Raw genomic sequence first — 22,547 nt, 5'->3', positions numbered from 1 at the left:
TTAGATAACAATGGAGTATAGCTATGGCCTGGAATGAACCGGGTAACAATGGCAATGATAAAGATCCGTGGAATAATAAAGGCGGAAAAGATCAAGGCCCACCTGATTTAGACGAGGTACTGCGTAAGTTCGGCAACAAGTTTGGCGGTTTATTTGGTGGTAATAAGCCAGGTAAAAATAACGGCGGACTTGGTGGCGCAGGCATTTCTTTCATCCTGATTATTGCCGTCATTGTATGGGCATTAAGTGGTATTTACACAGTAAAAGAAGCTGAACGTGGTATTGTTTTACAGTTTGGTCAATATGACCGTATTGCAGAACCAGGCTTACGTTGGAAAATGACCTTCATTGAACGCGTGATCCCGGTTGATATCGAAGCAGTTCGTTCTTTATCTGCAAAAGGTTTCATGCTAACCGAAGACGAAAACGTGGTTAATGTTGAGTTTGAAGTACAATACCGTGTTATCGACCCGCATTTATACAAGTTTAGCGTCACCGATGCTGATCATAGCTTACAGCAAGCATTAGATAGCGCACTGCGTTATGTAATTGGTCATGTGAAGATGGACCAAGTGTTAACAACAGGCCGTGAGCTTGTTCGTCAACAAACATGGGATGAGCTAAACAAAATCATCGAGCCGTATAATTTAGGTATTATCGTTAGTGATGTGAACTTTAAAGATTCACGTCCGCCGGGTGAAGTAAAAGACGCCTTTGATGACGCAATTGCAGCGCAAGAAGATGAAGAACGTTTCATTCGTGAAGCTGAAGCCTATGCCCGTGAAATTGAACCGCGAGCGCGTGGTCAGGTTACACGTATGACGCAAGAAGCAGAAGCATACCGTGAACGTATTACGCTTGAAGCACAAGGTGAAGTGGCACGATTTGAAAAGCTACTACCTGAATATCAAGCAGCAAAAGAAGTAACACGTCAGCGCTTATACATCGATGCGATGGAAGAAGTACTTGGTAACAGCTCTAAAGTGTTAGTTGATGTGAAAGGCGGTAATAACATGTTGTATTTACCACTTGATAAAATCATGGAAAAGCAAGGTACAGCAACACGTGTTGCATTACCAAGCTCAAGTGATATCAAAGATCTTCGCAATAAAATAAACACGTCGCGTAACAGTACGGTTAATTCGAGTAATGATCGTTTCGCAACTGACCGTTTTAATGAGGGGAGATAAGCAAGATGAAAAATTTTAGTTTAGTAATACTTGCCCTTGCTGTTGTATTGTCTTTCTCTGCTGTATTTGTTGTTCAAGAAGGCGAAAAGGCGATCGTACTGTTATTCAGCAAAGTTGAAAAAGACAGCAACGATAACGCGGTGGTATATGGCCCTGGTTTACATTTAAAAGTACCATTCTTTAGCCAAGTACGTCGTTTAGATGCACGTATTCAAACGCTTGATGGTGCACCTGACCGCTTTGTAACAAGCGAGAAAAAAGACTTAATCGTTGATTCGTATGTGAAATGGCGTATTAATGATTTTAGTGCTTTTTATCTTCGTGCACGTGGTGATAAGCAATACGCTGAAACATTACTTAAGCAAAAAGTGAACAATGGTCTTCGTACTAACTTTGGTTCGCGTACAATCAGAGAGATAGTTTCTGGTGAACGTAGTGAGCTAATGGAAGAAGCATTAGTACAAGCTTCAGAAAGTGCGCAGGAGCTAGGTATCGAAGTGCTAGACGTGCGTGTTAAGCAAATTAACTTACCACAAGAAGTGAGTAGCTCAATCTTCCAACGTATGCGTGCTGAGCGTACTGCAGTGGCAAAAGAGCACCGTTCTGAAGGTCAAGAAAAAGCTGAAACGATTCGTGCTGAGGTAGACCGTCGAGTTACAGTTATGCTGGCAGATGCTGAACGTAATGCACGTACGGTTCGTGGTCAAGGTGATGCTGAAGCTGCTGCTATTTACGCGAATGCTTACAGCAAAGATGCTGAGTTCTTTGGTTTTGTGCGCAGCTTAGAAGCGTATAAAAATACCTTCAAAGATAAACAAGACGTAATGGTGATTTCACCAGACAGCGACTTCTTTAACTATATGAAAGGATCGAAAGCACAGTAATTAAACACGGTGTTGAACAAAAGCCCTGCAGTTTGTAGGGCTTTTTTGTTTCTGTGTTTTATTAATTTATTCACTCCTGCCAGTTTATAACTCCCTGTTCTGACACAGCTTGTCGCGTTTATTTAGATGATAAAAATTCAGGCGCAGAAAAAATAAGCTAAACGGGGTGATCTTTCACCTCGTTTTCTGATAAAATCTCGTCCTAATTTTTTCTAAGTGAATTTGCAATGGGTAAAAACGTTGTTGTACTAGGCACCCAATGGGGTGACGAAGGTAAGGGTAAGGTAGTTGACCTCCTTACAGACAAAGCATCTTTAGTAGTTCGTTATCAAGGTGGTCATAACGCAGGCCATACTTTGGTAATCAACGGTGAAAAGACGGTTTTACACCTTATTCCATCGGGTGTATTACGTGACAATGTTAAGTGTGTGATTGGTAATGGTGTTGTATTATCACCAGAAGCATTAATGAAAGAAATCGGTATGCTAGAAGAGCGTGGCGTACCAGTACGTGAGCGCTTATTAATTAGCGAAGCATGTCCGTTAATTTTACCTTTCCACATTGCATTAGATTTAGCCCGTGAAAAAGCACGTGGCGATAAGCCAATCGGTACGACAGGTCGTGGTATCGGTCCAGCTTATGAAGATAAAGTAGCACGTCGTGGTTTACGTGTTGGTGATTTATTCAACCCAGAACAGTTTGCTAGCAAGCTTAAAGAAGTATTGGAATACCATAACTTCACGTTAGAGCATTACTACAAAGTTGAACCTGTTGACTTCCAAAAGACATTTGACGATGCAATGGCTATCGCAGATATCTTAAAAGCAATGGTTGTTGATGTTACTGAGCTACTTGATCAAACGCGTTTAGCGGGTGACAACATCTTATTTGAGGGTGCACAAGGTACATTACTTGATATCGACCACGGTACTTATCCGTACGTAACATCGTCAAACACAACAGCGGGTGGTGTAGCGACAGGTGCTGGTTTTGGTCCATTACACCTTGATTATGTGCTAGGTATTATTAAAGCTTACACAACACGTGTAGGTTCTGGTCCGTTCCCTACAGAGCTTTACGACGGTCTTGATAAACAAGATCCAGTAGGTAAGCACTTAGGTGAAAAAGGTCATGAGTTCGGTGCAACGACTGGTCGTTTACGCCGTACTGGTTGGTTAGATGCAGTGGCAATGCGCCGTGCAGTTCAAATCAACAGCATATCAGGTTTCTGTTTAACTAAATTAGACGTATTAGATGGTTTAGAAACATTAAAAATCTGTACTGGTTACCAGTTAGAAGATGGCACTGTAACGAACGTTACTCCATTAGCTGCTGAAGGTTACGAGAAAGTAACACCAGTATACGAAGAGATGCCAGGCTGGTCAGAAAACACAGTAGGTGCTACGTCAGTTGATCAATTACCGCAAGCGGCTCTTGATTACATCAAGCGTATTGAAGAAATCACTGGTGTTCCAGTTGATATCATCTCTACAGGCCCAGATCGTGTAGAAACTATGGTATTACGCAGCCCGTTTGCATAATCGTCATAGTGACTGAAAAAGCTGCTTCGGCAGCTTTTTTTGTGCCCCAAATTCACTCTGGAATGATAATTGTATATTATTTGCTAAGACCGACTTTATTTAAGTGATTTTGATGCGTGTTTTATTGCCTTTAACATTACTCTTCTCAAGCCTAAGCATGGCTGAAGAGCCTATTACAGCTGTGCCTCTTTACACAGAGAGTGAGTTAATCGCTCTAATAAATAAAAACACCCATTTGGCACGTGTAAAGGCAGATGATTGCCAGTTAGTTCAAGATATCGAAGCGCGAGCCAATAAAATGGCGTTGCCATCGTATCAGTTCTTGTATGGTGACATGCTAGCGTATGCCGTATGTGTCGACCGAAATGTAGAACTTGGTGTCTATTATATGCGTAAGGCTGCTGAGCAGGGTCTAGCGGCCGCACTTGAGCAATTAGGGCGCTACTATGATGTCGGTCAATTAGTACAGCAAGATAAAGCAATGGCTGTAACTTATCTGCGAGAGGCATCTGCACAGGGGAATTTAAAAGCCCAGATGCGGTTGGTAAATTTGTTTAACCAAGGTTATGGTAGTCCGCGAGATTATGAAGATGCTTACCGTTGGTTGTTTCATTCAATGGTTGCTGATAAAGCCACCCATAAAAAAATTGAAGGCTTACTTGCTAAGCTTGCCGAAAAAATGCCTGACAGCGTCGTCGCCCGTGCTCGCTTGCCGATGTAGTCGGTATAATTGTGTATAAAAAAGGCCAGTTTTAAACTGGCCTTTTTATTAATCTTCTTTTATCTCTTTATTTTTGCCGTTATTAGGGTCTTTTAAAACCGACATCTTTGGAGGCTGTAGCGCAACAATACGCTCACCTACTTGAGGAGCTTTTTCCATGTTGGTTGTGAACGGGCGAATTTTCACAGGAGAGTCATCGTCATCTGATTTTTCACCATGCAAAATAAACAGTGGAATTGCTTCGCTGTTTACTTCTTTGTATTGTTCCCAACTAAATTCTTCTGAAATCCGTGTGGCACTGACTTTGCCACCTTTTGCAATTAGGCTACTCAAGCGAGCATACGCACCATTATCGCCAAACAAAATTTGTCGAGACAAAAAGGTTGCACTGTCTTTGTTTGCTTTGGCGTGGTTAGTTGAAGAACGTAATGAAAACACATCCTTTTCGTCGAGCAGGTGCGAGAAGTATTGCACGCCTAATGCGTTGTGATGGCGGTTAGGCGAAAGCGCTAATACGCTGCGAATCGTCGTTAACGGTAAATAACGCTCAGCATGCTCAGATTGTGGATTACCATAGTAGCAAGGCAAACCATCCATACGTGCCATTTTACAGTTCTCCCATGCAGGATCAGACAAGTGAACCGGAATGTTTTGATCTTTTAAGCCGCGTGCGATGGCTCTTGCTACATGGTTGGCACCAATAATCAAAATTGTATTTGGTGCAGGTTGGCGCACTTTTAACAGCTTTGCCAATGGTGTTGCCGTTAAGCTTTGTAGTACCACTGTAACGATAATCACGGTGAATATGAGCGGTACCATTTTTTCTGCATCAGCAATACCGGCTTCAACCATACTTAATGCGAAGACAGAACCTACCGCTGCGGCTACGATACCGCGCGGTGCAATCCATGACAGCACTAAACGAGACTTAATAGGTAAGTCGGTTCTAAACGTAGATATCGCGATACACGCTGGGCGAGCCACAAATAGCACAATAGCTAAGAAAATAAACACATCGCTGTGTAACATCATCAAATCAGATAATTGAAGGCGGGCTGCAAGTAAAATGAATAGCGATGAAATTAAAATCATCGATAAATCTTCTTTAAACTCAAGCACTGAATCAATTTCGAGTTCATCTTGGTTGGCAAGCCAAATACCAAATACTGTCACTGCTAGTAAGCCCGATTCATGGCTTAAGTGATTAGAGACGGTAAAGCTAATAAGTACTAAGGCTAGAATACCAAACTTGTGTAATTCAAATGGTAGCCACTCACGGCGAATAAGAAGCGTAGTAAGCCATCCGGCAACTACACCAATTGTCAAACCAACGCCTAAGGTTTTAAATAGCGCGATAATGGTATGGCTAAATACTTCACCTTGACCAACCAACATAACGGCTTCAAACACCAATACCGCAAATAAAGCCCCAATTGGGTCAATCACGATGCCTTCCCAGCGGAGGATACGGTCGATATCTTGGGTGGGCCTCATAGAGTTTAAAAGTGGCGCTATGACAGTAGGGCCTGTAACAACTAACACCGCTCCTAAAACAGCAGCAACACGCCAATTAAGCTCTAAAATCCAGTAGGCACTGAGACTTATGACCAGGCAGGTCGTGAGCATCCCGATTGAACAGAGGTTTCGAACCACTTTACCAATGCCTTTAAGTTCTCGAAAGTGCAATGTTAATGATCCTTCAAACAGGATCACCGCCACACTTAAAGAGACGACAGGAAATAACAAGTCGCCAAGAAGTGCATCAGGCTCTAGCACACCACTAAAGGGTCCGAGTAACAAACCTGTTAGTAGTAAAAACAAAATAGCCGGTACACGAAACGCCCACGCTACCCATTGTGCCAATACTGAACACAAGGCGATCCCTGCTATAAAAATTGCTGACATAGAATGAATTATCCTTTAGTTACTACAACTTAAAAATACCAACACCTTAGATAATCGCGTTTCAAGACGATAATTAGTCGCTGACTTTCCAAATATAATGCTTGCTTATTAAAGCCTACTCACCGTCATGGATACAAGCAATCTTGTTGCTTCAAATACGATTTTAGTCGTTATTACTACTTTTTGGGGGTGTTTTGAAAATAAAACTTAGTTTGGTTCATTAAAAATCATTACATATCAACAAAAGACCTCTAACATACTGTTATTAAATGTGTATTTTCTGTGGTTATGGTAAGTATAAGGCTTATGACTACTTTTCGCACTTGATCTCTGCCCCTAATTTCCCGTATTATAGTTCGTGTTCAAACAATTTGATATCTAAATAGTTATTAGCAATAAGCACATTGTTTTTATCTTTGATTTCAAAAAATCAGTTGTTTGCGACATTTTTAGTGTTTTATACACTTTGTTTTCAAATTAAATAGAAATGAACTTGTGTAGATTCAGCGTGCATTTATTACGTGTTGAATATAATTATGGTTCATTATCTGGTCAATGTTTAGCTCCCATCGTGGCAGCTGAATCTCGGTCATACAATCTACACCCTATCTGCTGGTGTACCAGATTGTATAGGCTCTATGTATGTTGTTATTAATAAAAGCCGCACACAGCTTTTTACAGCGATACATAAACAACACTTATCTTTTTTATCAACTTATGGTTTATAACCGTTTGGTCTACTGACTGAATAAAAGTTGTGCTATATCTAATCGCAGTCGTTGCGTGGCATAGTCGTGTGTATAGATAAGTGGTTTGACAAAGTGATAATAGTCAGTGCGTTTAGTGATACTAATCGCGAGTCTTTTTATCAGTGGCATAGTGGCACTGAACAGATAGTAAAATGGAAAGTTGAACAGTTATGCAAAAGTTTAAATGGCGACGTATAGTATTAAAAGTTGGTAGCGCATTGATCGCACCGGAGCAGGACGGGTGTCGTTCTCGCTACTTACTAACCATTGCACAGTTCATCGTTCGCTGTCGTGCGCAAGGTATCGAAGTAATTTTAGTGTCATCGGGTTCGGTTGCTGCAGGTTCACACTTGTTTCCAAAGCAAGAAAAGCGCTCAGTGACAATGAAAAAAGCGATGGCAGCAGCCGGTCAAACCGAAATGATGGCAATGTGGGATCGCTTCTTTGATTTCCCATCTGCGCAAATTTTATTAACACACGGTGACTTACGTGACCGTGAGCGTTATACCAGTATACGTGAAACAGTATTTACTTTACTGGAGCACGGTGTATTACCTATTATCAATGAAAATGACACGGTAACAACCGATGATCTTAAAGTGGGTGATAACGACAACTTATCAGCCATGGTTGCTGCTGCGGCCGATGCTGATGCGTTAATGATTTTTTCAGATGTAGACGGTCTTTATAATAAAAATCCTAATTTACATGAAGATGCGGTACTACTTCCGGAAATCGAAAGCATTGATGAATCGATTTATGCAATGGCAGGCTGTGCTACAAGCGCAGTAGGTACAGGTGGTATGAAAACGAAAATTGAAGCGGCAGAAAAAGCGACTTCACACGGTATTACTACCTTTATCTTGAATGGTTTCAAAGAAGAAACATTTAATCGATTATTAGAGGGTGACAACCCAGGTACAATCTTCACACCTTATGAAAAGCCAATGCAAGAAGCTGTGCACTGGATGACACACACTGCAAATGAGCAGGGTGAGGTTGTTGTTGAAGGCTCAATTGATGAGTCAACCGAAGATGGTTGTATTCGCAGCGATGAGATCGTTGCAGTACATGGAGAATTTGGCGTAGGCGATACTATTTTAGTCCGCAGTGATGATGGTACGCGTCTAGCAAAAGCGACAGCGAATTACAGTAGCTGTTTATTGAATTTTATTGCTGACAACGAGCAAAGTGAATTTAGCGAAAAGATGCAAGATTCAATCGGCCCAGTTGTTTCAGAAAAAGATATCGCATTATTGGAGAAGTCATGAGTTTAATTACGGATATTTCGAGTCAAGCAGCTAAAGCGGCTACGCAGTTAGCCCTGCTTGATACTGCTACTAAGAATCAAGTTTTAACTGAGATGGCAGAGGCGCTACGTGAAAGCAAAGCCTTTATCATCAAAGAAAACGAAAGTGATTTAGCGGCAGCGCGTGATAATAACCTTGCTGCAGCTATGATTGACCGTTTAACGCTTAATGATGAGCGCATTGAGGCAATGGCTGAAGGTATTGAAGTAATTGTAAGCCTTGATGATCCAGTTGGTCAGTTGCGTGAAATTTCAGAGCGTCCTAATGGTATTAAGATCAGTAAGATGCGTGTACCACTTGGTGTTGTGTGTATGATCTATGAAGCACGCCCAAATGTGACGGCTGATGCGGGTGCATTATGCTTTAAATCAGGTAATGGTGTTATTTTACGTGGTGGTAAAGAAGCACTTCGTAGCTCGCAAGCTATTGCAAGTGTGATGCACAAAGTACTTGAAAAGCATGGTTTACCAGCAGCGTTAATTTCGGTGATCCCAGATCCAGACCGTGGCTTATTGATGGAACTGATGCAACAGCGCGACACTATTGACTTAATCATTCCGCGTGGTGGTGAAGGTTTAATTAATTTTGTAACAGAAAACAGCACCATTCCAGTAATTCAGCACTTTAAAGGTGTATGCCACCTTTATGTAGATAAAGATGCTGACCTGAATGTAGCAATCAATTTACTATTGAATGGTAAAACTCAGCGTACTGGTGTGTGTAATGCTCTAGAAGGCTTAGTGGTACACCAAGATATCGCCGATGAGTTTCTAAATCTGTGTGCTGTTGTTCTTCGTCAAGAAGGCGTTAAAGTAAATGCAGATGCGAAAGCTGCCGAGTACTTTGATAATGCAACAGTACTTGCTGACGACGAGTTTGGTGAAGAGTACTTAGATCTAGAAATCGCAATCAAGGTGGTACCTGACTTTGCCGGTGCTATTGATCATATTGCTAAGTTTGGTTCAAACCATACCGAAGTGATTTGTACTAAAGACAAAGCCGCTGCAGAGCTATTCCAACGTAGTGTAGATGCATCTGTGGTAATGGTTAATGCGTCATCGCGTTTTTCTGATGGGTCACAGTTAGGTTTAGGTGCTGAGATTGGCATTGCGACAACGAAGCTACATGCTTATGGTCCAATGGGTCTTGAGTCACTTACAACTGAAAAATATTTAGTGAATGGCGAAGGTCAAATTCGTGAGTAATCACTAAAAAGTAATAGTTTAAAAGCCGGGCTTTGCTCGGTTTTTTTGTGTCTAAAATAAAACGAATCGAAATATAAAGATGAGTTTTTAGATATTTAAATTTGGCAGATTGCCTAAAGAGAGGTAGGAAAGTGGTGGAGCTAAGCAGGATCGAACTGCTGACCTCCTGCGTGCAAGGCAGGCGCTCTCCCAGCTGAGCTATAGCCCCACATTCCTAAAATACAGGATGCTTAAGTCTTGCGTCTCAAGCGGGGTGAACTTTAATTATTTTTATCTTTTTGGTCAAGTATTTTTTTTAAATTGATCGAATTTTTACTCTGAAGTTTTATTTTTGCTAGACTAGAGCCCATTCACTGTACAAGGCTTATCCAATAATGAAAAAAATAGCATGGCTTTTACTTGCATTACTTGCTGGTTGCGCAAGCCAAGAGGAGGCCCCGCCTTTTGAAATTAATAATAAACAGTTTTACGAAAAAAATGACGACCAAGGCAATAAAATTTTTGCCTATGTAGTGTCAGTTAAGGCGCAAGGAAGACGTCCAATCAACCTTGATAAGCCAATGACACGTAGTCAGTTTAAAGACTTTGCTGAGCAAGAAGTATTTGAAGAGTCGAGCAACTTAAAACTCATGCTCGAAGATCAAGCGGTCGAATTATTAAATGAAGAACTTAAAGCACGAAAATACTGCGACGATAAACACATTATTGACGAAGTATTATGGCGTGATTTAAGTGTGCAATTACGAGGACGTTGTTTGTAAATGTATGCAGATAAGAGCAAGTTGGCAGCTACGCTAGCTCAGTTAGATATCAATTATGAGGTGATTGAGCATCCACCATTGCACGGCAGCTTAGATGCCGACAAATTTATGCTCGATAGACCGGGCACACGATTAAAAAACCTGTTTTTACGAGATAACGAAGGCAAGCGCCACTTTTTAGTGATCACCGCTCACGATAAGCAGCTTGACTTAAAAGCTATTGCTCAGCAGCAAGGGCTATCGCGCTTAGGATTTGCATCTGATGAGCGATTAGCGCGTTATCTTAAAGTGCCACCGGGCTGTGTTTCTATGCTGGCACTTTTAAACGATAAGCAAAATAATGTTACCCTTTGGCTAGACCAAGAAATTTGGTTTAACGAGCTTTTTCATTGTCATCCTTTTGAAAATACGGCTACATGGCTGATGAAAAAAGACGACTTAGAGCTATTTTTTGAAAGTACCGGCCATCAACCGCGTATTGTATTTCTACCTGCCAAATAAACTAAGCTTAAACCTACTAAGCAAACTAAAAGTAGCACGGTCATAAAAGCAATTTGGCCGTGTTGCTGATACACCAGCCCTGGCAATAATGAGCCCAGTGCGCCACCACTGTAATAAAACGAAACATATCCCCCATTGGTTACACTTGCAGGAGCGTTGCTGATTTTATTAACCAGTGGGGCTGCACTAGAGTGGATCACAAACATTGCGCCGCAAAAACCAGTAAAAGCAATGACAAAAAGTAATAATTGTTGGCTCATTAAAAGCACCATCGTCAGGCTATAAAAGACAAATACCCATGTTAGTAAGCGCCAAGGAGTTGATGACTTTCGTAACAGCCAAGGGGTAGCTATAGAGGCAAGTGCTCCCAATAAATAGCCACTGTAAACCAGACCAATATCTCGAGTATTAGTGATAGCAAAGCTATCTTGTAAGATGAAGGGCAAATAATTTAACAGCGCAGCAAAGCAAAAGAACATACAAAAAACGGCTCCGTAGAGCTTTAGCACAAGCGGATCTTTTAATTGTTTCAGATATAGCAGTGGTGACTGTGCTGCATGAATTGTGGCAGTTTTGCTTGATTTAGGAATAACGACAGCAAACAGTATTAATCCTACCGCAATCACATAATAAAAACTTTGCCAGCTTAAAAAGTCAGTGAATAAGGCTGCAAGCATACGACCAAAGTATCCACCGACAATTGTGCTACCAATATAAAGAGTCATATTACGTTGTAATTGGTCAGCCTGATAAGTTACACCAATATAACTGGTCATGGCTGTGAGCGCAGCAGGCAGGGTGATCCCTTGAATAAAGCGTACCAGCAACAGCAGCTCAAAGCTTGGTGCTAAAGTAAAAGCAACGCAGCTTATAGCCAACACAAACATGGCAATCTTTAAAATTGTCAGCGGGTTTCGCTTAGCTAAAAATAAGCCATACACCAAAGGAGCAATGGCTAGTGGCAGCATAGTCGCGGTCATTAAGCTACCAGCAGTAGCTGGCGAGACAGAAAAATGACTAGCAAATAATCCAAGTAACGGTTGTGGGGCGTATAAAACAAAGAAAATAAATACAGAGCAAAGTAACAAATGTCGCAGCTGCATTTTTAGCTCCCAAGAGGAAAAGCTTTAGCTTATAGGGTACAGCTTTTTTTACAAGTTCAAAGACGACTAAAATGATAAATCTTGCGTTAAATCAATATGTCATGATTTCATCGCATGTTAATCTCACAGCAATATACTCGATTGCAGTGAATCATCTATGCTGAACACTGTTATTTGTTCGTATTGCTGATTAAAATAACCCTAATTAGGCATTTTTATATGGAATTTAGTCATGGGTTCATTACAAGATCAATTACTTAAAGCAGGGTTAACAACGTCACATCAAGCTAAGGTGGCTAAAACTGAAAAGCGTAAGCAGCAAAAGAAGAAGAAAAAAGGTGCTACGAGCAACCCAAGTGATTTACAAAAGCATATTGAACAAACAAAGCTTGAGCAGCAGAAAAAAGCAGACGAGCTTAATAAAGCACGTTTAGAAGAGCAAAAACAGCGTGAGCAAGTGGCTCGCGTAAAGCAGATTTTAGAGCACCACAATCAAGATGAAATTCGTGGTGATCGCACCTTTAACTTCACTTATCAAAATAAAGTGAAGGAGCTAGAGGTAAATGAAAAAACACAAAAAGCCCTTGCAGGAGGCCGTTTGGCAATTTGTGTTTTAGAAGGCCAATTTTTTGTACTGGAAGACGAACCAGCACGAAAAGTCGCTGAAGTTAGCGAAGACTACATAGTGTTCCATGTTGAGCCTGAAGATAAGCAGAAAGATGAAGATGATCCGTATGCTGATTTTGAAGTACCTGATGATTTGATCTGGTAGTTATCTTATACCGGCCACCATTACAATTTTCGGGTGCAATATTGTTAAATCATGGTCTACACTAAAGAAAATGTTTAATAACCCGTCAAAAAAGAGAAGACTAATATGAGCAAGATTACAAAAGTTTTATGTGGGGCTGGCATTGCAATGGCAGCAAGCCTATCTTTTAACACAATGGCAGCAGATGGTGCAGCACTTTACACAGCTAAGCTATGTCAAACATGTCATGGTGCAGAAGGTAAAGCACCTATCATGCCTCAGTACCCTAAATTAAATGGCCAAAATAAAGAGTACTTACTAGCACAAATGAAAGACATCAAGTCAGGTGCACGTAGTAACGGTATGGCTGCGGCAATGAAAGCAATGGTTGCAAACGTATCTGAAGAAGAAATGGCTGCAATTGCTGATTATTTATCGCAAGTAAAATAAACGCCACTTTAGCAAGAAAAGGCCACATCTGTAGATGTGGCCTTTTTGTATCAGCTATTGATCATCGATTAATAGTGTTTTAGACTTCTATACATCTATTTGTGCTTGTCACATATACAAGGTTTCCCATGTTTGACTTACCAAAACTCGATTTAAAAAATAAAGTATCTGAACAAGAATGGCAGCTACGCGTAGATTTAGCGGCATGTTACCGTTTGGTTGAGCATTTCCGTTGGGGGGATCTAATTTACACCCACCTATCGGCGCGCTTACCTGGTACGGATCACTATTTGGTAAATGCATTTGGTTTAAGTTTTGATGAAGTAACTGCGTCAAACCTTGTGAAGGTGGATTTAGCAGGCAATATTCTTGATGACACGCCGTTTAAAATTAACCCGGCTGGTTTCACTATTCACAGCGCCATTCACGAAGTACGTGATGACGCACACTGTGTTATTCATTTACACACAAAAGAAACCATCGCCGTTGCAACGCAAGAAAAAGGCCTGTTGCCACTTAGCCAATACTCAATGTTCTCATTGCCATCATTGTCTTATCATGGCTACGAAGGGTTAGCGGTAAACAGTGATGAGAAAAAGCGTCTACAAGATGACTTAGGCACCAACAACCACATGTTATTGGTTAACCACGGTGGTTTAACCGTTGGCCCAACAGTGGGTGATGCGTTTATGCGTTTTTATGATTTACAGCGTGCCTGTGAAATTCAATTAGCTATCCAAGCCAGTGGTCAAACAGCAATCCCAGTACCACAACCTATTATCGATAATATTTATAATCAAGCGAATGTCGTGCATAGCGGCAGCACCGGTGGCCAGTTAGCTTGGCCGGCAATGTTGCGTAAAGCTTATCGTCTTGATCCTAGTTTTGCTCAGTAAGGAGTAACCATGAAAGTTAATCGCGTCGAAGTGTTCGATATTCATTGTCCAGACAGACCTGCTTGGACACCTGTTTTTGTGCGTATTCACACTGATGAAGGTATTAGCGGTGTGGGAGAGGCAGGCCTTGCTTATGATTTAGGTCACAGTGCTGCAGCGGCAATGATCAAAGAAATGGCTGATGCATTTTTAATTGGTCATGACCCATTTCAAACAGAAAAATTATGGTCACGAATGCTACGCGAAAGCTTTTGGGGTTTAGGCGGTGGTCCTGTTGTGTATGCCGCAATGAGCGCTATTGATACCGCACTTTGGGATATTAAAGGTAAAGCATTAGGCTTGCCTGTTTACCAGCTATTAGGTGGTAAAGTTAACGATAAGCTACGTACATACGCATCACAATTACAGTTTGACTGGGACAGCGAATTTAAAGCACTTGTTCACCCAGAAGAATACGCAGAAGCAGCGCTTAAGGCGATGGCTGAAGGTTATGATGCGGTTAAAGTTGACCCAATCCAGTACGATAAAAACGGTAACACTTATTACGATCGTACTAACATCATTTCTCGTGCAGAAATGAAGTTATATCGTGCACGTATGCAAGCCATTCGTGAAGCGGTAGGTGACGAAGTTGATATTATTTTTGAATGTCACAGTTTGCCAGGTGCGACATCTGCAATTCAAATTGGTGAAATTGCTGAAGAGTTCGATTGTATGTATTACGAAGAGCCAGTGAACTACTTAAATCACTCATTACATGCAAAAGTTGCCGACAAAGTAGCGGTGCCAATTGCTGGTGGTGAGCGTTTGTATAACCGCTGGGGTGTGCGTCCATACCTAGAAGATCAAAGTATTGATGTGCTACAGCCAGACTTAGGCTTGTGTGGTGGTTTCACTGAAACTAAAAAAGTGTGTGATTATGCCGATATTTTTGATGTGCGTATTCAAGCTCACGTGTGTGGCGGCCCAGTAGCAACCGCAGCTTCGTTACACTTAGAAACCGCAATTCCTAACTTCTTAATTCACGAGCATCACACTTATGCAATTAAAAAGTGGAACCGTGAGCTATGTATTCAAGATCCACAACCTAAAAATGGTTTCTTCCAAGTATCAGAAGAGCCAGGTATCGGTATTGAGTTAAATGACGAAGTGGTTATGCGCTCACAACGTGTTGAGATTAAATAACACTCTGTAAAGTAACCCCTTATTATATAGGGGTTACTGAATTGGCGCTTTAACTTGAGTTTAGTACTAGCAGTTTATAGCTTGAGCAAGTTCAGTTGCTATTATTAGTGTTATAAGATCTAGAGGTTGTTGTGATACTACAGCCGATTTATCAGGCTATTCTGTTGATTCACATGTCTGTCCTTTGTAAATCACATAATGCTCACCACCAAAGCGAACTTTTCCTCGCTTACGTTCAATAAGTGTATCTGCTGACATATTATTAAATGATTCAATAAATTGCTTACGAGCACGGTGGATTTGAATATTGACATGGCATTCATTAATACCTAAATCGCGGGCTAGTTTTTTTACTTGCACCCAGCCTTGCACCTCGGGTGCAAATTTATTTTTAATATCTGCTAGTTTATAGCGCGCTAATAACACGGTGAGGTAATGATGCGAGCGTACATCAAAGTCTTGTAGTCCATCATTGTGCTTCACTTTTAACTCAGTTTGTTCTTCGTCTAAGCTTAAGCTGAAGATAAATTCTAAATCATTGGTGGAGATAGGGCTTAGGTCAATCGTGTTTTCTTGTGAGGTCATTTCAGCTTTAAACAACCGCCACTGTTGACCGTCGATAGCTATGGTTTGACCTTCTTCGAGGGGGGAGACCTGGTGATCATCGGTACTTTCGTAGCACCACATGTAATTGTAAGGATCAAAGCAGATGATTATTACGGGGTCGTGGTTGTTAGGCAGAAAGTGATATCGTTCCAGTACAATAGCATCAAGCGAATCATTAGCAACGGGTAATAAAAGATCCTTCGGTGACTCAATTGAGGTTAATTGATAAGTTACCTTATTAAGTTCAGAAAAGCTGATTTTATCATTTAAAGCTAATTGAGATTTGCTGTGTTTTTCAAGCTTTCTACCATTAAGCCACACGCCATTTTTACTCAAATCACGAATGTACCAATGTGGCTCAACCCACTCAATCACAGCATGTATCCGAGTGATTTCTGGATAATTTAATAGTGTATCTACAGAATGAGCTAAACGGCCAAAGCGATGGAAGTCGCGTAAATAAATGCTTTTACCAGAGTCTTTACAGGTAAGTACTGCCATAAATACATCCTTATATATGGAGAAATTATTTTATATTAGCATTTTATTATCATTTATTTTGCTTTTAATTAACATTGGGAGCTAAACTAATAAATATGCACTTAACTGACCGAGTTGTTTGTGTTTTTATTAAAGGATTACTATAAACAGGTACAAGTACTGGCGCAAGGAGGGATGAGCACAATATACCTTGCGACAGACGTGCAACTGAACAGGCAAGTTGTACTTAAAGTCATGAAGCTAAAGAGTGACAATGTTCAACGTGCCATAAACGAAGCACAGCTCATTGCAAGCTTTAATCACCCAAATATCGTGCAGCTCTATAGAATCCTTCATGAGGATGAACAGGTTTTATTAGAAATGGAATACGTTAAAGGGACCACACTTGCACATCTAATAAAAGAGCGGCAGCTCAGTATAACTGAGAAAATAGATATACTTTCGCATATTTGTGATGGCTTAGCAGGTATTCATGAAAAAGAGATTCTGCATCTCGATTTAAAGCCCGCCAATGTATTGATCAGTGAAAATGGTGCAGTGAAAATTGCAGACTTTGGTATTTCAAAAATAAAGCACAAAGACATAAACACACAGACTACAAGTTTTGGTAGTTTGAAAGCAATGTCACCAGAACAACTTAATAACGAGACATTAGATTTTCGCAGCGACCTATTTTCATTGGGGTTAATGGCATATCAGCTATTTAGTGATGTTCATGCTTATATAAATCAAGCTAAAAGTACAGCAGATCAAGATATTGCTGCAGCAATAAAGTCATCCCCTTGCCGTGCAAATTATGAATCTATTTATACTATATCACCCGATTTGGCAGTACTAATTAAAAAGTTATTGGCCTTTAAACCAGAAAATAGACCAACAAGTGCGGGCTTGGTAGCTGCACAGTTTAAAAGTATTTTAGCAACGCTCAGTTTTGATTGCCCTACTGTTGAAGTGAAAGATATCGAAAAGCAGCAAAGCGTCCCCCTAGTTGATAAAAGGCTTATGTACTTAATCGGCTTTACAGTTTGTTTTGGTTTGCTGATTTGGGCTTATTTGGCGATGCAAACGAAGGAGTATATTGCGCTTTTACCAATTGATTTTACATCGACAAGCGAAGTGACAGAAACACAAAAGAGGTTACTTAACTTGGGAGTCACTGACGCAGTAACTGAGTTATTGTTAGAGAGTCGGCATTATGCTTTGATTTCAGAACAAGAAATTAAACAAACACAAAACGTATTGGGTAAAGAAGCTAGTTTGAGCGGGTTGGCAAGTGCACTCGGTGCATCAAAGTTATTAGTACCAAAACTAGACTGCAATCCTTTGTCGTGTGATTTTAGTTTGAGTCAGCTTGATCAAAATGCCACAGTAGTGAATAAATATCGTACCGCGACAGATAAAGAAAACTATCTAAATATATACAATTCGGCACTTTCTTCGGTGCAGAGCTTGCTTGATGTAAAGGTTGCTGAGCACAGTCAGTTATCCTTGTCTGATGAATTTGTTGATAAATATGTGTCACTTGTGGCACTCGTTGCCAATAACTTGGAAAGCTCTAAAGTAGAGAAATCAATAGCAGAGTCGTTGCTTTTTCAGCGTGCTGATTTTAAACCTCTTTACCCGCTTTATCGAAAAATTATGTTGCGACTTTATAAGATGACGCAAAATATTGCGCTTATAAAAGAGCTACAAACTCAGCTAGATAATTCACCCGAGTCTTATCGTGAAAGCCCAGCTTACTTAATTGATTTGTTGGAAATATATCAACACGCAGGTGAGCAAAGTAAAGCTTATAAGGTTATTAAGCAAATTCAAAACTCATCATTAGAGGCATATCAAAAGCAGAGTATTTTAGCTGTTTACTATAATCGAATTGGCGATCTAGAAAGCGCATTAACGCATGCTCGCAATGCATACACACTTAGACCAACTTTGCTCGCCACAAGAAATCTAGCGATTGCTTACCTCACTCAAGGACAACGTGCTGAAGCTGCCACTTATTTAAAAGAGGTTTTACGCTACAACCCTTCGGATATTGTGACGCTAAAAACATTGGCTGATATTTCATTGTTATCTGGAGAATTAAAAGAGGCGCAACAACATTATCAAAAATTAATTGATTCAGGGCAGCAGAGTCCTTCTATACTTAGTAATTACTCTATCGTTCTCTCCTTGCAAGGCGAGTTAGATGAGGCATTAATATTTGCGAATCGAGCTATGCTATTTGCGTCAGAAACATCTACCTTGCAGCTAAATTACGCTGACTTACTTTATTTAAAGGGCCAGACTGCTGAGGCACTCTCTTTATATGCAAGAATTAATAAGCGCCTTGATGCTTCGCCAAAGAATATTGCTGAACAATTAGAAAAAGCGCAGGTATTGATTCATCTAGAGCAAAATCAATATGCTATGAATCAAATTGAACAGGTATTAATTGCGCAACCTGATCTGGCAGAAGCATATTTTGTTAAAGCAATACTTCAAAGTGTACTAAATGAAAAATACTCAGCACTAGCGTCAATAGAGCAAAGCATTAAGCTGGGCTGGAGCCCAGTTTTTTATCGCTTAGGTTGGTTTAAACCGTTATGTTCCGAGCGTAAACTCGCCACTTTAATTGGTCAGTCTCATTATTTATTTTTATGTAATCATAATAAAAGCGCAGAGATAGACTCTGCGCATTTATAAATTAGGTTGGCTCCATGTCCTCAATGATGACTCGAGGATCTTGAGAGAAGTAACGCATAAGCGAGTTAATGTCTCCATCTCTTTTGGCAATTAGTCGAAAATTGATCTCATAATTTGCTTTTTGATCTAATTGTCCTGCAATAGCCTTATTTGGACTGTTAGCTAATAATTTTGCTAGCTCTTTTGATAATGCTTGATGAGGTAAAATGTTCGAAATAGTGACAACCAATGCTTTGCCATTATTTGCGACAATACTGTTGAGTTGATAGTTGAAATTGTCTTTAGCATCAGAGAAGTAACTGCCATTTTCGGCGAAACTCCAATCGGATTCTTTAGCAAGTTCGTAATAGAGGTTCAGGCTGTCACCTGCAAGTAGATCTTTGTAGTTAATTTTAATTTCTTCGGCACTCGCGCCAGACTGAGAAGTGATTTCCCATGGGCCGTTGTCATTGGGAATAACAAAAAAGCTAAGATCGTTCATGATATAAAATCCTGTTTTCTAATTGAGGAGCTGCTTATTTAATTCATAAGCAGCTATAACTATAGGTTGTTTAACAAGAACCCCAAATTGTGCCGCTCCATAGCGGACTATTATTTGCGTATACCGTTGCTTTAATTCCATTAAATGGTGGAACACCAAAGCGAAATCCACACGTTTGCATACATACTTTAACCGATGTACCGCTTGGAATTGGTAAACTTACTGAAAAACAGATATTGCCGACTACTGGAAAATTAACGCAAATTTTGCCATTTTCATAACTGGCGCCAACGCACGCTGAAATCTGTGCGGCTAACGTGGATGGATGAAACTCAAGAGGTTGATTAGCTGCTGTCTCGGTGGTCGCTAAACTAATAGAATGATCTTTGGTTAGATCGGGTACTAAGTTGGTATTTTTATCGCTGTCACACATAGTCAAATTCTCCTTGCATAATTTTGAAGTGGCAACAAACAAATCTCTAAATAGGTAATTTGCTGTTTGCCTGTTTGTGCAAGGAAAAGGATAGGTAGTTCTATTACAGCTTGTTATTACAGATTATTACATGATGGTATTTTGTTTTAATATCAATTGATTGGTTTGCATTTTACCAAAGGCAGTGGCTCGGTTGCTTTACTATCTAAATGGCGAACAAAGCACATTTGGTTTTTAATCAACAGCTCAAAGCGTTCTGGTATATTTGGATGTGAACCGCTGAGTGGATTCCCTTGTATATCAACGCCATTCAAGCTTTCGATGACAAGTATGCTGCTATTGATAAATGCTTCGTCGGATACCTGAATAGGCTTACTGTGCATTAACCTTGAAATGCCTTGTGCTATTAAGGTGCTTTGTGGCTCAGTAACGCGTGCGTGTTGAAGTTTAGGGGTTGGTTGCTGGGTATGTGAACTACAGCCAAACAAAACACTAAGTAGCAAGATACAGGTTAGATGGGCTCTCATCATAGCTCCATTAAGTTTACAGTGCCTAATAAAGGTTATTATATTGAATATAGTCAGCTTCTAATCAATTAGATAGATTGCACGGGCATTTTTAAAACTGAGTTGTTGCCATACATTGTACTGTTTACACAATGAAAAATAATGCTGCCAACATTGCTCATAGCTGGTATTGATTTGGCAAACAGGGAAGTTACTGGCAAACATGATTCGATGTTCACCAAAATAGTTTAACAGTTGATCCAGTAACCAGCGGTGCTTATTGGCCGCGAGCGTTGTAAATTCTAAACCAGAAAACTTAATCACGATATTATCGCAGCGACTTAATTTTATAATCGCACGTAGCCAGTTTTGCTCATTATTAATAAAGCCTAAATGATTTATAACCATCTGTAATTTAGGAATAGCACGACAGTAATGCAGTAACTGTTCGGTTACCTGTTGATTTTCAATCTCGAACTGAGCTTCAAATATTAAGTGTTTACTAGCAAGATAAGCAAGGTTCTCTTGGCAATGCGGGTTTAATAAACGCATTGAGTCACTCCCTTCGGTTATATCACGAATGCCAGCAAGTTGAGGTTGCTCTAAGGCTGACATTGCAGCGATAAACTGATTGCTAGGAGCATTAATGGCGCTAAAGCTAATTGCTTTATAGGGCATACTTTTCAAGTGTTTGCTAAGCCAGTTAAGCTCATTGACCGGTGCTTGGTTGTCGAAGCCTGCTTCAATATGCACCAGTGCTTCTAGTTGAAATGGACACGCTGCTTTAAGTTCTGCAGCGGTTGTTTGCGCTTTAATTTTATTGAGGTTTGGCCAAGCAGGAGGAGTGTTGCCTTGAAGCCAAGTATATTGACCCTCAGTGAGGTTAAAAAAGTGCACATGGGGGTCAATAATCTTGTCGCTCATTGTGTGGTGTATCCACCATCAATGCTTTGCAAGCTACCAGTGATAAAGCTCGCTTCAGGACTGATTAAAAAGTTCACCAAAGCGGCAATTTCTTCTGGTTGCCCTAAGCGACCTAAAGGTTGCAGCGCAGCTTCTTCAGCAACAACCTCAGCTTTGTTGGCACCACTTTGCTGACAATATGCATCAATTGCATTATGGAAAAGCGGCGTTTCTATCGTGCCCGGACAAACCGCGTTAGCACGAATGTTTAACGCGGCATAATCCAGTGCTGTGGTTTTTGCCATTGAAGCCAGTGCATGCTTGGTTAGGTTATAAGCAAACGAATTTGGTTTGCCAATAATTGCCTGATCAGAAGCAACCAATACAATGCTGCCACCTTGCTGGCTTTTCATGCTAGGTAATACGGCTTGAATTGCAGCATAAGCACCTTTTACATTGAGCGCAAACAGGGCATCAAACGTTGCTTCATCAGTGTTTTCAATGTTGGCACTCAAATGACGACCTGCATTGGATACTAAGGCATCAACACGACCCGTCTCGGCAATGATATCGGCGATAACCGATTTAACCTGCTGAATATCACTAACGTCACAGTGGCGATAATAGCCCTCAGATGGGGTGATATCTAAATTATAAACGGTGTAAGCTTCACGCTCTAAACGCTCAACAATCGCTTTGCCAATACCTTTACTGCCGCCTGTGACAATTGCAACGTTTGTCATCATTTACCCTTAGTGGCTGTGGCCACAGCCGCCTTCACCGTGCACATGACCGTGTGATAACTCTTCGGCTGTTGCTTGGCGAACATTAAGCACTTCAACGTCAAAAGTCAGTGTTTTACCAGCAAATGGGTGGTTTAAGTCACAATCTGCATTGAAACGACCTACTTTAACGATCGTTACTTGATGACGACCTTGGTTTGAATGAACAATAGCAGTCATACCTGGCTTCCACACTTTTGTGTTGCCTTGTAAGTGCTTAAGTGGAATACGTTGGATCAGATCGTCAACGCGTTCGCCGTAAGATTCGCTAGGCTCTAGAGTTACGCTGAAGTTATCGCCAGCAGTTTTTCCTTCAAGCGCTTTTTCAAGACCCGGAAGCATGCCTTCAGTGCCATGGATATATGAAAGTGGCTCGCCATCTTTGCTAGATTCAATTTGCTCGCCCGCTTCACTCAAAGTGTAGTGAAACTCAACCACTGCGTCTTTACTGATTTGCATTTTATTTCTCTTTAGAATTTAAAATATAAGCGTTGATTT

At 40.6% G+C, this 22,547-nt stretch carries 22 protein-coding genes and 1 tRNA gene; 13 read left to right on the top strand and 10 right to left on the bottom strand.

Annotated elements, in window-relative coordinates:
* Nucleotides 1-23: 23 nt before the first annotated feature.
* From hflK to AAEU31_RS12010, 4 genes are all read left to right on the top strand, one after another.
* Nucleotides 24-1,190 (top strand): FtsH protease activity modulator HflK, encoded by a 1,167-nt coding sequence (gene hflK / locus AAEU31_RS12025; RefSeq protein WP_135923270.1) that lies wholly within the window; start codon nt 24-26, stop codon nt 1,188-1,190.
* Nucleotides 1,191-1,195: 5 nt separating this feature from the next.
* A complete protein-coding gene (gene hflC, locus AAEU31_RS12020) occupies nt 1,196-2,074 on the top strand; it encodes a protease modulator HflC (protein ID WP_421967310.1) in 879 nt (292 codons plus the stop codon).
* Between the two features lie 227 nt (nt 2,075-2,301).
* On the top strand, nt 2,302-3,615 hold the full coding sequence (locus AAEU31_RS12015; protein ID WP_135923272.1) for an adenylosuccinate synthase: 1,314 nt from the start codon (nt 2,302-2,304) through the stop codon (nt 3,613-3,615).
* Between the two features lie 112 nt (nt 3,616-3,727).
* Nucleotides 3,728-4,336, top strand: a complete 609-nt coding sequence (locus tag AAEU31_RS12010; RefSeq protein ID WP_135923273.1) for a tetratricopeptide repeat protein — start codon at nt 3,728-3,730, stop codon at nt 4,334-4,336.
* 48 nt (nt 4,337-4,384) lie between these two features.
* Here the strand turns inward: AAEU31_RS12010 and AAEU31_RS12005 are convergent, their stop codons facing one another.
* Nucleotides 4,385-6,241 (bottom strand): cation:proton antiporter, encoded by a 1,857-nt coding sequence (locus AAEU31_RS12005; RefSeq protein ID WP_421967309.1) that lies wholly within the window; start codon nt 6,239-6,241, stop codon nt 4,385-4,387.
* Between the two features lie 919 nt (nt 6,242-7,160).
* Between AAEU31_RS12005 and proB the strand changes: the two genes are divergently transcribed.
* On the top strand, nt 7,161-8,261 hold the full coding sequence (gene proB, locus AAEU31_RS12000) for a glutamate 5-kinase (protein ID WP_135923275.1): 1,101 nt from the start codon (nt 7,161-7,163) through the stop codon (nt 8,259-8,261).
* The gene (locus AAEU31_RS11995) at nt 8,258-9,505 is read left to right on the top strand and encodes a glutamate-5-semialdehyde dehydrogenase (protein WP_135923276.1); all 1,248 of its coding nucleotides are present in this window, start codon (nt 8,258-8,260) and stop codon (nt 9,503-9,505) included. The genes proB and AAEU31_RS11995 overlap by 4 nt, the downstream gene beginning before the upstream one ends.
* Nucleotides 9,506-9,637: 132 nt before the next feature.
* On the opposite strand, the gene AAEU31_RS11990 is transcribed toward AAEU31_RS11995, so the two are convergent.
* A tRNA-Ala gene (locus AAEU31_RS11990) sits at nt 9,638-9,713 on the bottom strand.
* A gap of 166 nt (nt 9,714-9,879) precedes the next feature.
* Here AAEU31_RS11990 and AAEU31_RS11985 point away from each other — a divergent pair.
* Nucleotides 9,880-10,266 carry a hypothetical protein gene (locus AAEU31_RS11985; protein ID WP_253038513.1) on the top strand — a complete coding sequence of 129 codons (387 nt, stop codon included), beginning with the start codon at nt 9,880-9,882 and terminating at the stop codon, nt 10,264-10,266.
* Nucleotides 10,267-10,767 (top strand): prolyl-tRNA synthetase associated domain-containing protein, encoded by a 501-nt coding sequence (locus AAEU31_RS11980; RefSeq protein WP_295509337.1) that lies wholly within the window; start codon nt 10,267-10,269, stop codon nt 10,765-10,767.
* Here AAEU31_RS11980 and AAEU31_RS11975 read toward each other — a convergent pair.
* A complete protein-coding gene (locus AAEU31_RS11975; RefSeq protein ID WP_421967308.1) occupies nt 10,734-11,870 on the bottom strand; it encodes an MFS transporter in 1,137 nt (378 codons plus the stop codon). The genes AAEU31_RS11980 and AAEU31_RS11975 overlap by 34 nt on opposite strands.
* A 232-nt stretch (nt 11,871-12,102) precedes the next feature.
* Here AAEU31_RS11975 and AAEU31_RS11970 point away from each other — a divergent pair, with 232 nt between their 5' ends.
* The 4 genes from AAEU31_RS11970 (at nt 12,103) to AAEU31_RS11955 (ending at nt 15,152) form a co-directional block, all read left to right on the top strand.
* Complete coding sequence (locus AAEU31_RS11970) at nt 12,103-12,642, top strand: DUF2058 domain-containing protein (protein WP_135923280.1); 540 nt, start codon at nt 12,103-12,105, stop codon at nt 12,640-12,642.
* Nucleotides 12,643-12,747: 105 nt separating this feature from the next.
* Nucleotides 12,748-13,071 (top strand): c-type cytochrome, encoded by a 324-nt coding sequence (locus AAEU31_RS11965; RefSeq protein WP_135923281.1) that lies wholly within the window; start codon nt 12,748-12,750, stop codon nt 13,069-13,071.
* A 128-nt stretch (nt 13,072-13,199) separates the two neighbouring features.
* Entirely contained in the window at nt 13,200-13,967 is a 768-nt protein-coding gene (locus AAEU31_RS11960) for a class II aldolase/adducin family protein (RefSeq protein ID WP_421967307.1), read from the top strand.
* A 9-nt stretch (nt 13,968-13,976) separates the two neighbouring features.
* Complete coding sequence (locus AAEU31_RS11955) at nt 13,977-15,152, top strand: mandelate racemase/muconate lactonizing enzyme family protein (protein ID WP_054552450.1); 1,176 nt, start codon at nt 13,977-13,979, stop codon at nt 15,150-15,152.
* Nucleotides 15,153-15,308: 156 nt separating this feature from the next.
* On the opposite strand, the gene AAEU31_RS11950 is transcribed toward AAEU31_RS11955, so the two are convergent.
* Nucleotides 15,309-16,259: an FHA domain-containing protein gene (locus AAEU31_RS11950; RefSeq protein ID WP_421967306.1), complete on the bottom strand. Its 951-nt coding sequence runs from the start codon at nt 16,257-16,259 to the stop codon at nt 15,309-15,311.
* A gap of 120 nt (nt 16,260-16,379) precedes the next feature.
* Between AAEU31_RS11950 and AAEU31_RS11945 the strand changes: the two genes are divergently transcribed.
* Entirely contained in the window at nt 16,380-18,944 is a 2,565-nt protein-coding gene (locus AAEU31_RS11945; RefSeq protein WP_421967305.1) for a protein kinase domain-containing protein, read from the top strand.
* A gap of 1 nt (nt 18,945) precedes the next feature.
* Here AAEU31_RS11945 and AAEU31_RS11940 read toward each other — a convergent pair whose 3' ends face one another.
* From AAEU31_RS11940 to AAEU31_RS11915, 6 genes are all read right to left on the bottom strand, one after another.
* Nucleotides 18,946-19,425, bottom strand: coding sequence for a hypothetical protein (locus AAEU31_RS11940; protein WP_138556689.1), 480 nt, complete (start codon nt 19,423-19,425; stop codon nt 18,946-18,948).
* Between the two features lie 70 nt (nt 19,426-19,495).
* Nucleotides 19,496-19,858, bottom strand: a complete 363-nt coding sequence (locus tag AAEU31_RS11935; RefSeq protein WP_421967304.1) for a hypothetical protein — start codon at nt 19,856-19,858, stop codon at nt 19,496-19,498.
* 152 nt (nt 19,859-20,010) lie between these two features.
* Nucleotides 20,011-20,388: a hypothetical protein gene (locus tag AAEU31_RS11930; RefSeq protein ID WP_240704489.1), complete on the bottom strand. Its 378-nt coding sequence runs from the start codon at nt 20,386-20,388 to the stop codon at nt 20,011-20,013.
* Between the two features lie 57 nt (nt 20,389-20,445).
* Entirely contained in the window at nt 20,446-21,288 is an 843-nt protein-coding gene (locus AAEU31_RS11925) for an amidohydrolase family protein (protein WP_421967303.1), read from the bottom strand.
* Nucleotides 21,285-22,010, bottom strand: coding sequence for an SDR family NAD(P)-dependent oxidoreductase (locus AAEU31_RS11920; RefSeq protein WP_421967302.1), 726 nt, complete (start codon nt 22,008-22,010; stop codon nt 21,285-21,287). Before AAEU31_RS11920 ends, AAEU31_RS11925 begins: the two co-directional genes overlap by 4 nt.
* A 9-nt stretch (nt 22,011-22,019) precedes the next feature.
* The gene (locus AAEU31_RS11915) at nt 22,020-22,508 is read right to left on the bottom strand and encodes an FKBP-type peptidyl-prolyl cis-trans isomerase (RefSeq protein ID WP_295509300.1); all 489 of its coding nucleotides are present in this window, start codon (nt 22,506-22,508) and stop codon (nt 22,020-22,022) included.
* Nucleotides 22,509-22,547 lie beyond the last annotated feature (39 nt).

Origin of the sequence: Pseudoalteromonas thalassia (genome assembly GCF_049257215.1) — a bacterium.
Classification (GTDB): Bacteria; Pseudomonadota; Gammaproteobacteria; order Enterobacterales; family Alteromonadaceae; genus Pseudoalteromonas; species Pseudoalteromonas lipolytica_C.
Note: the sequence above shows the minus strand (reverse complement) of the source record. Positions and strands in the feature narration are given on the sequence as shown.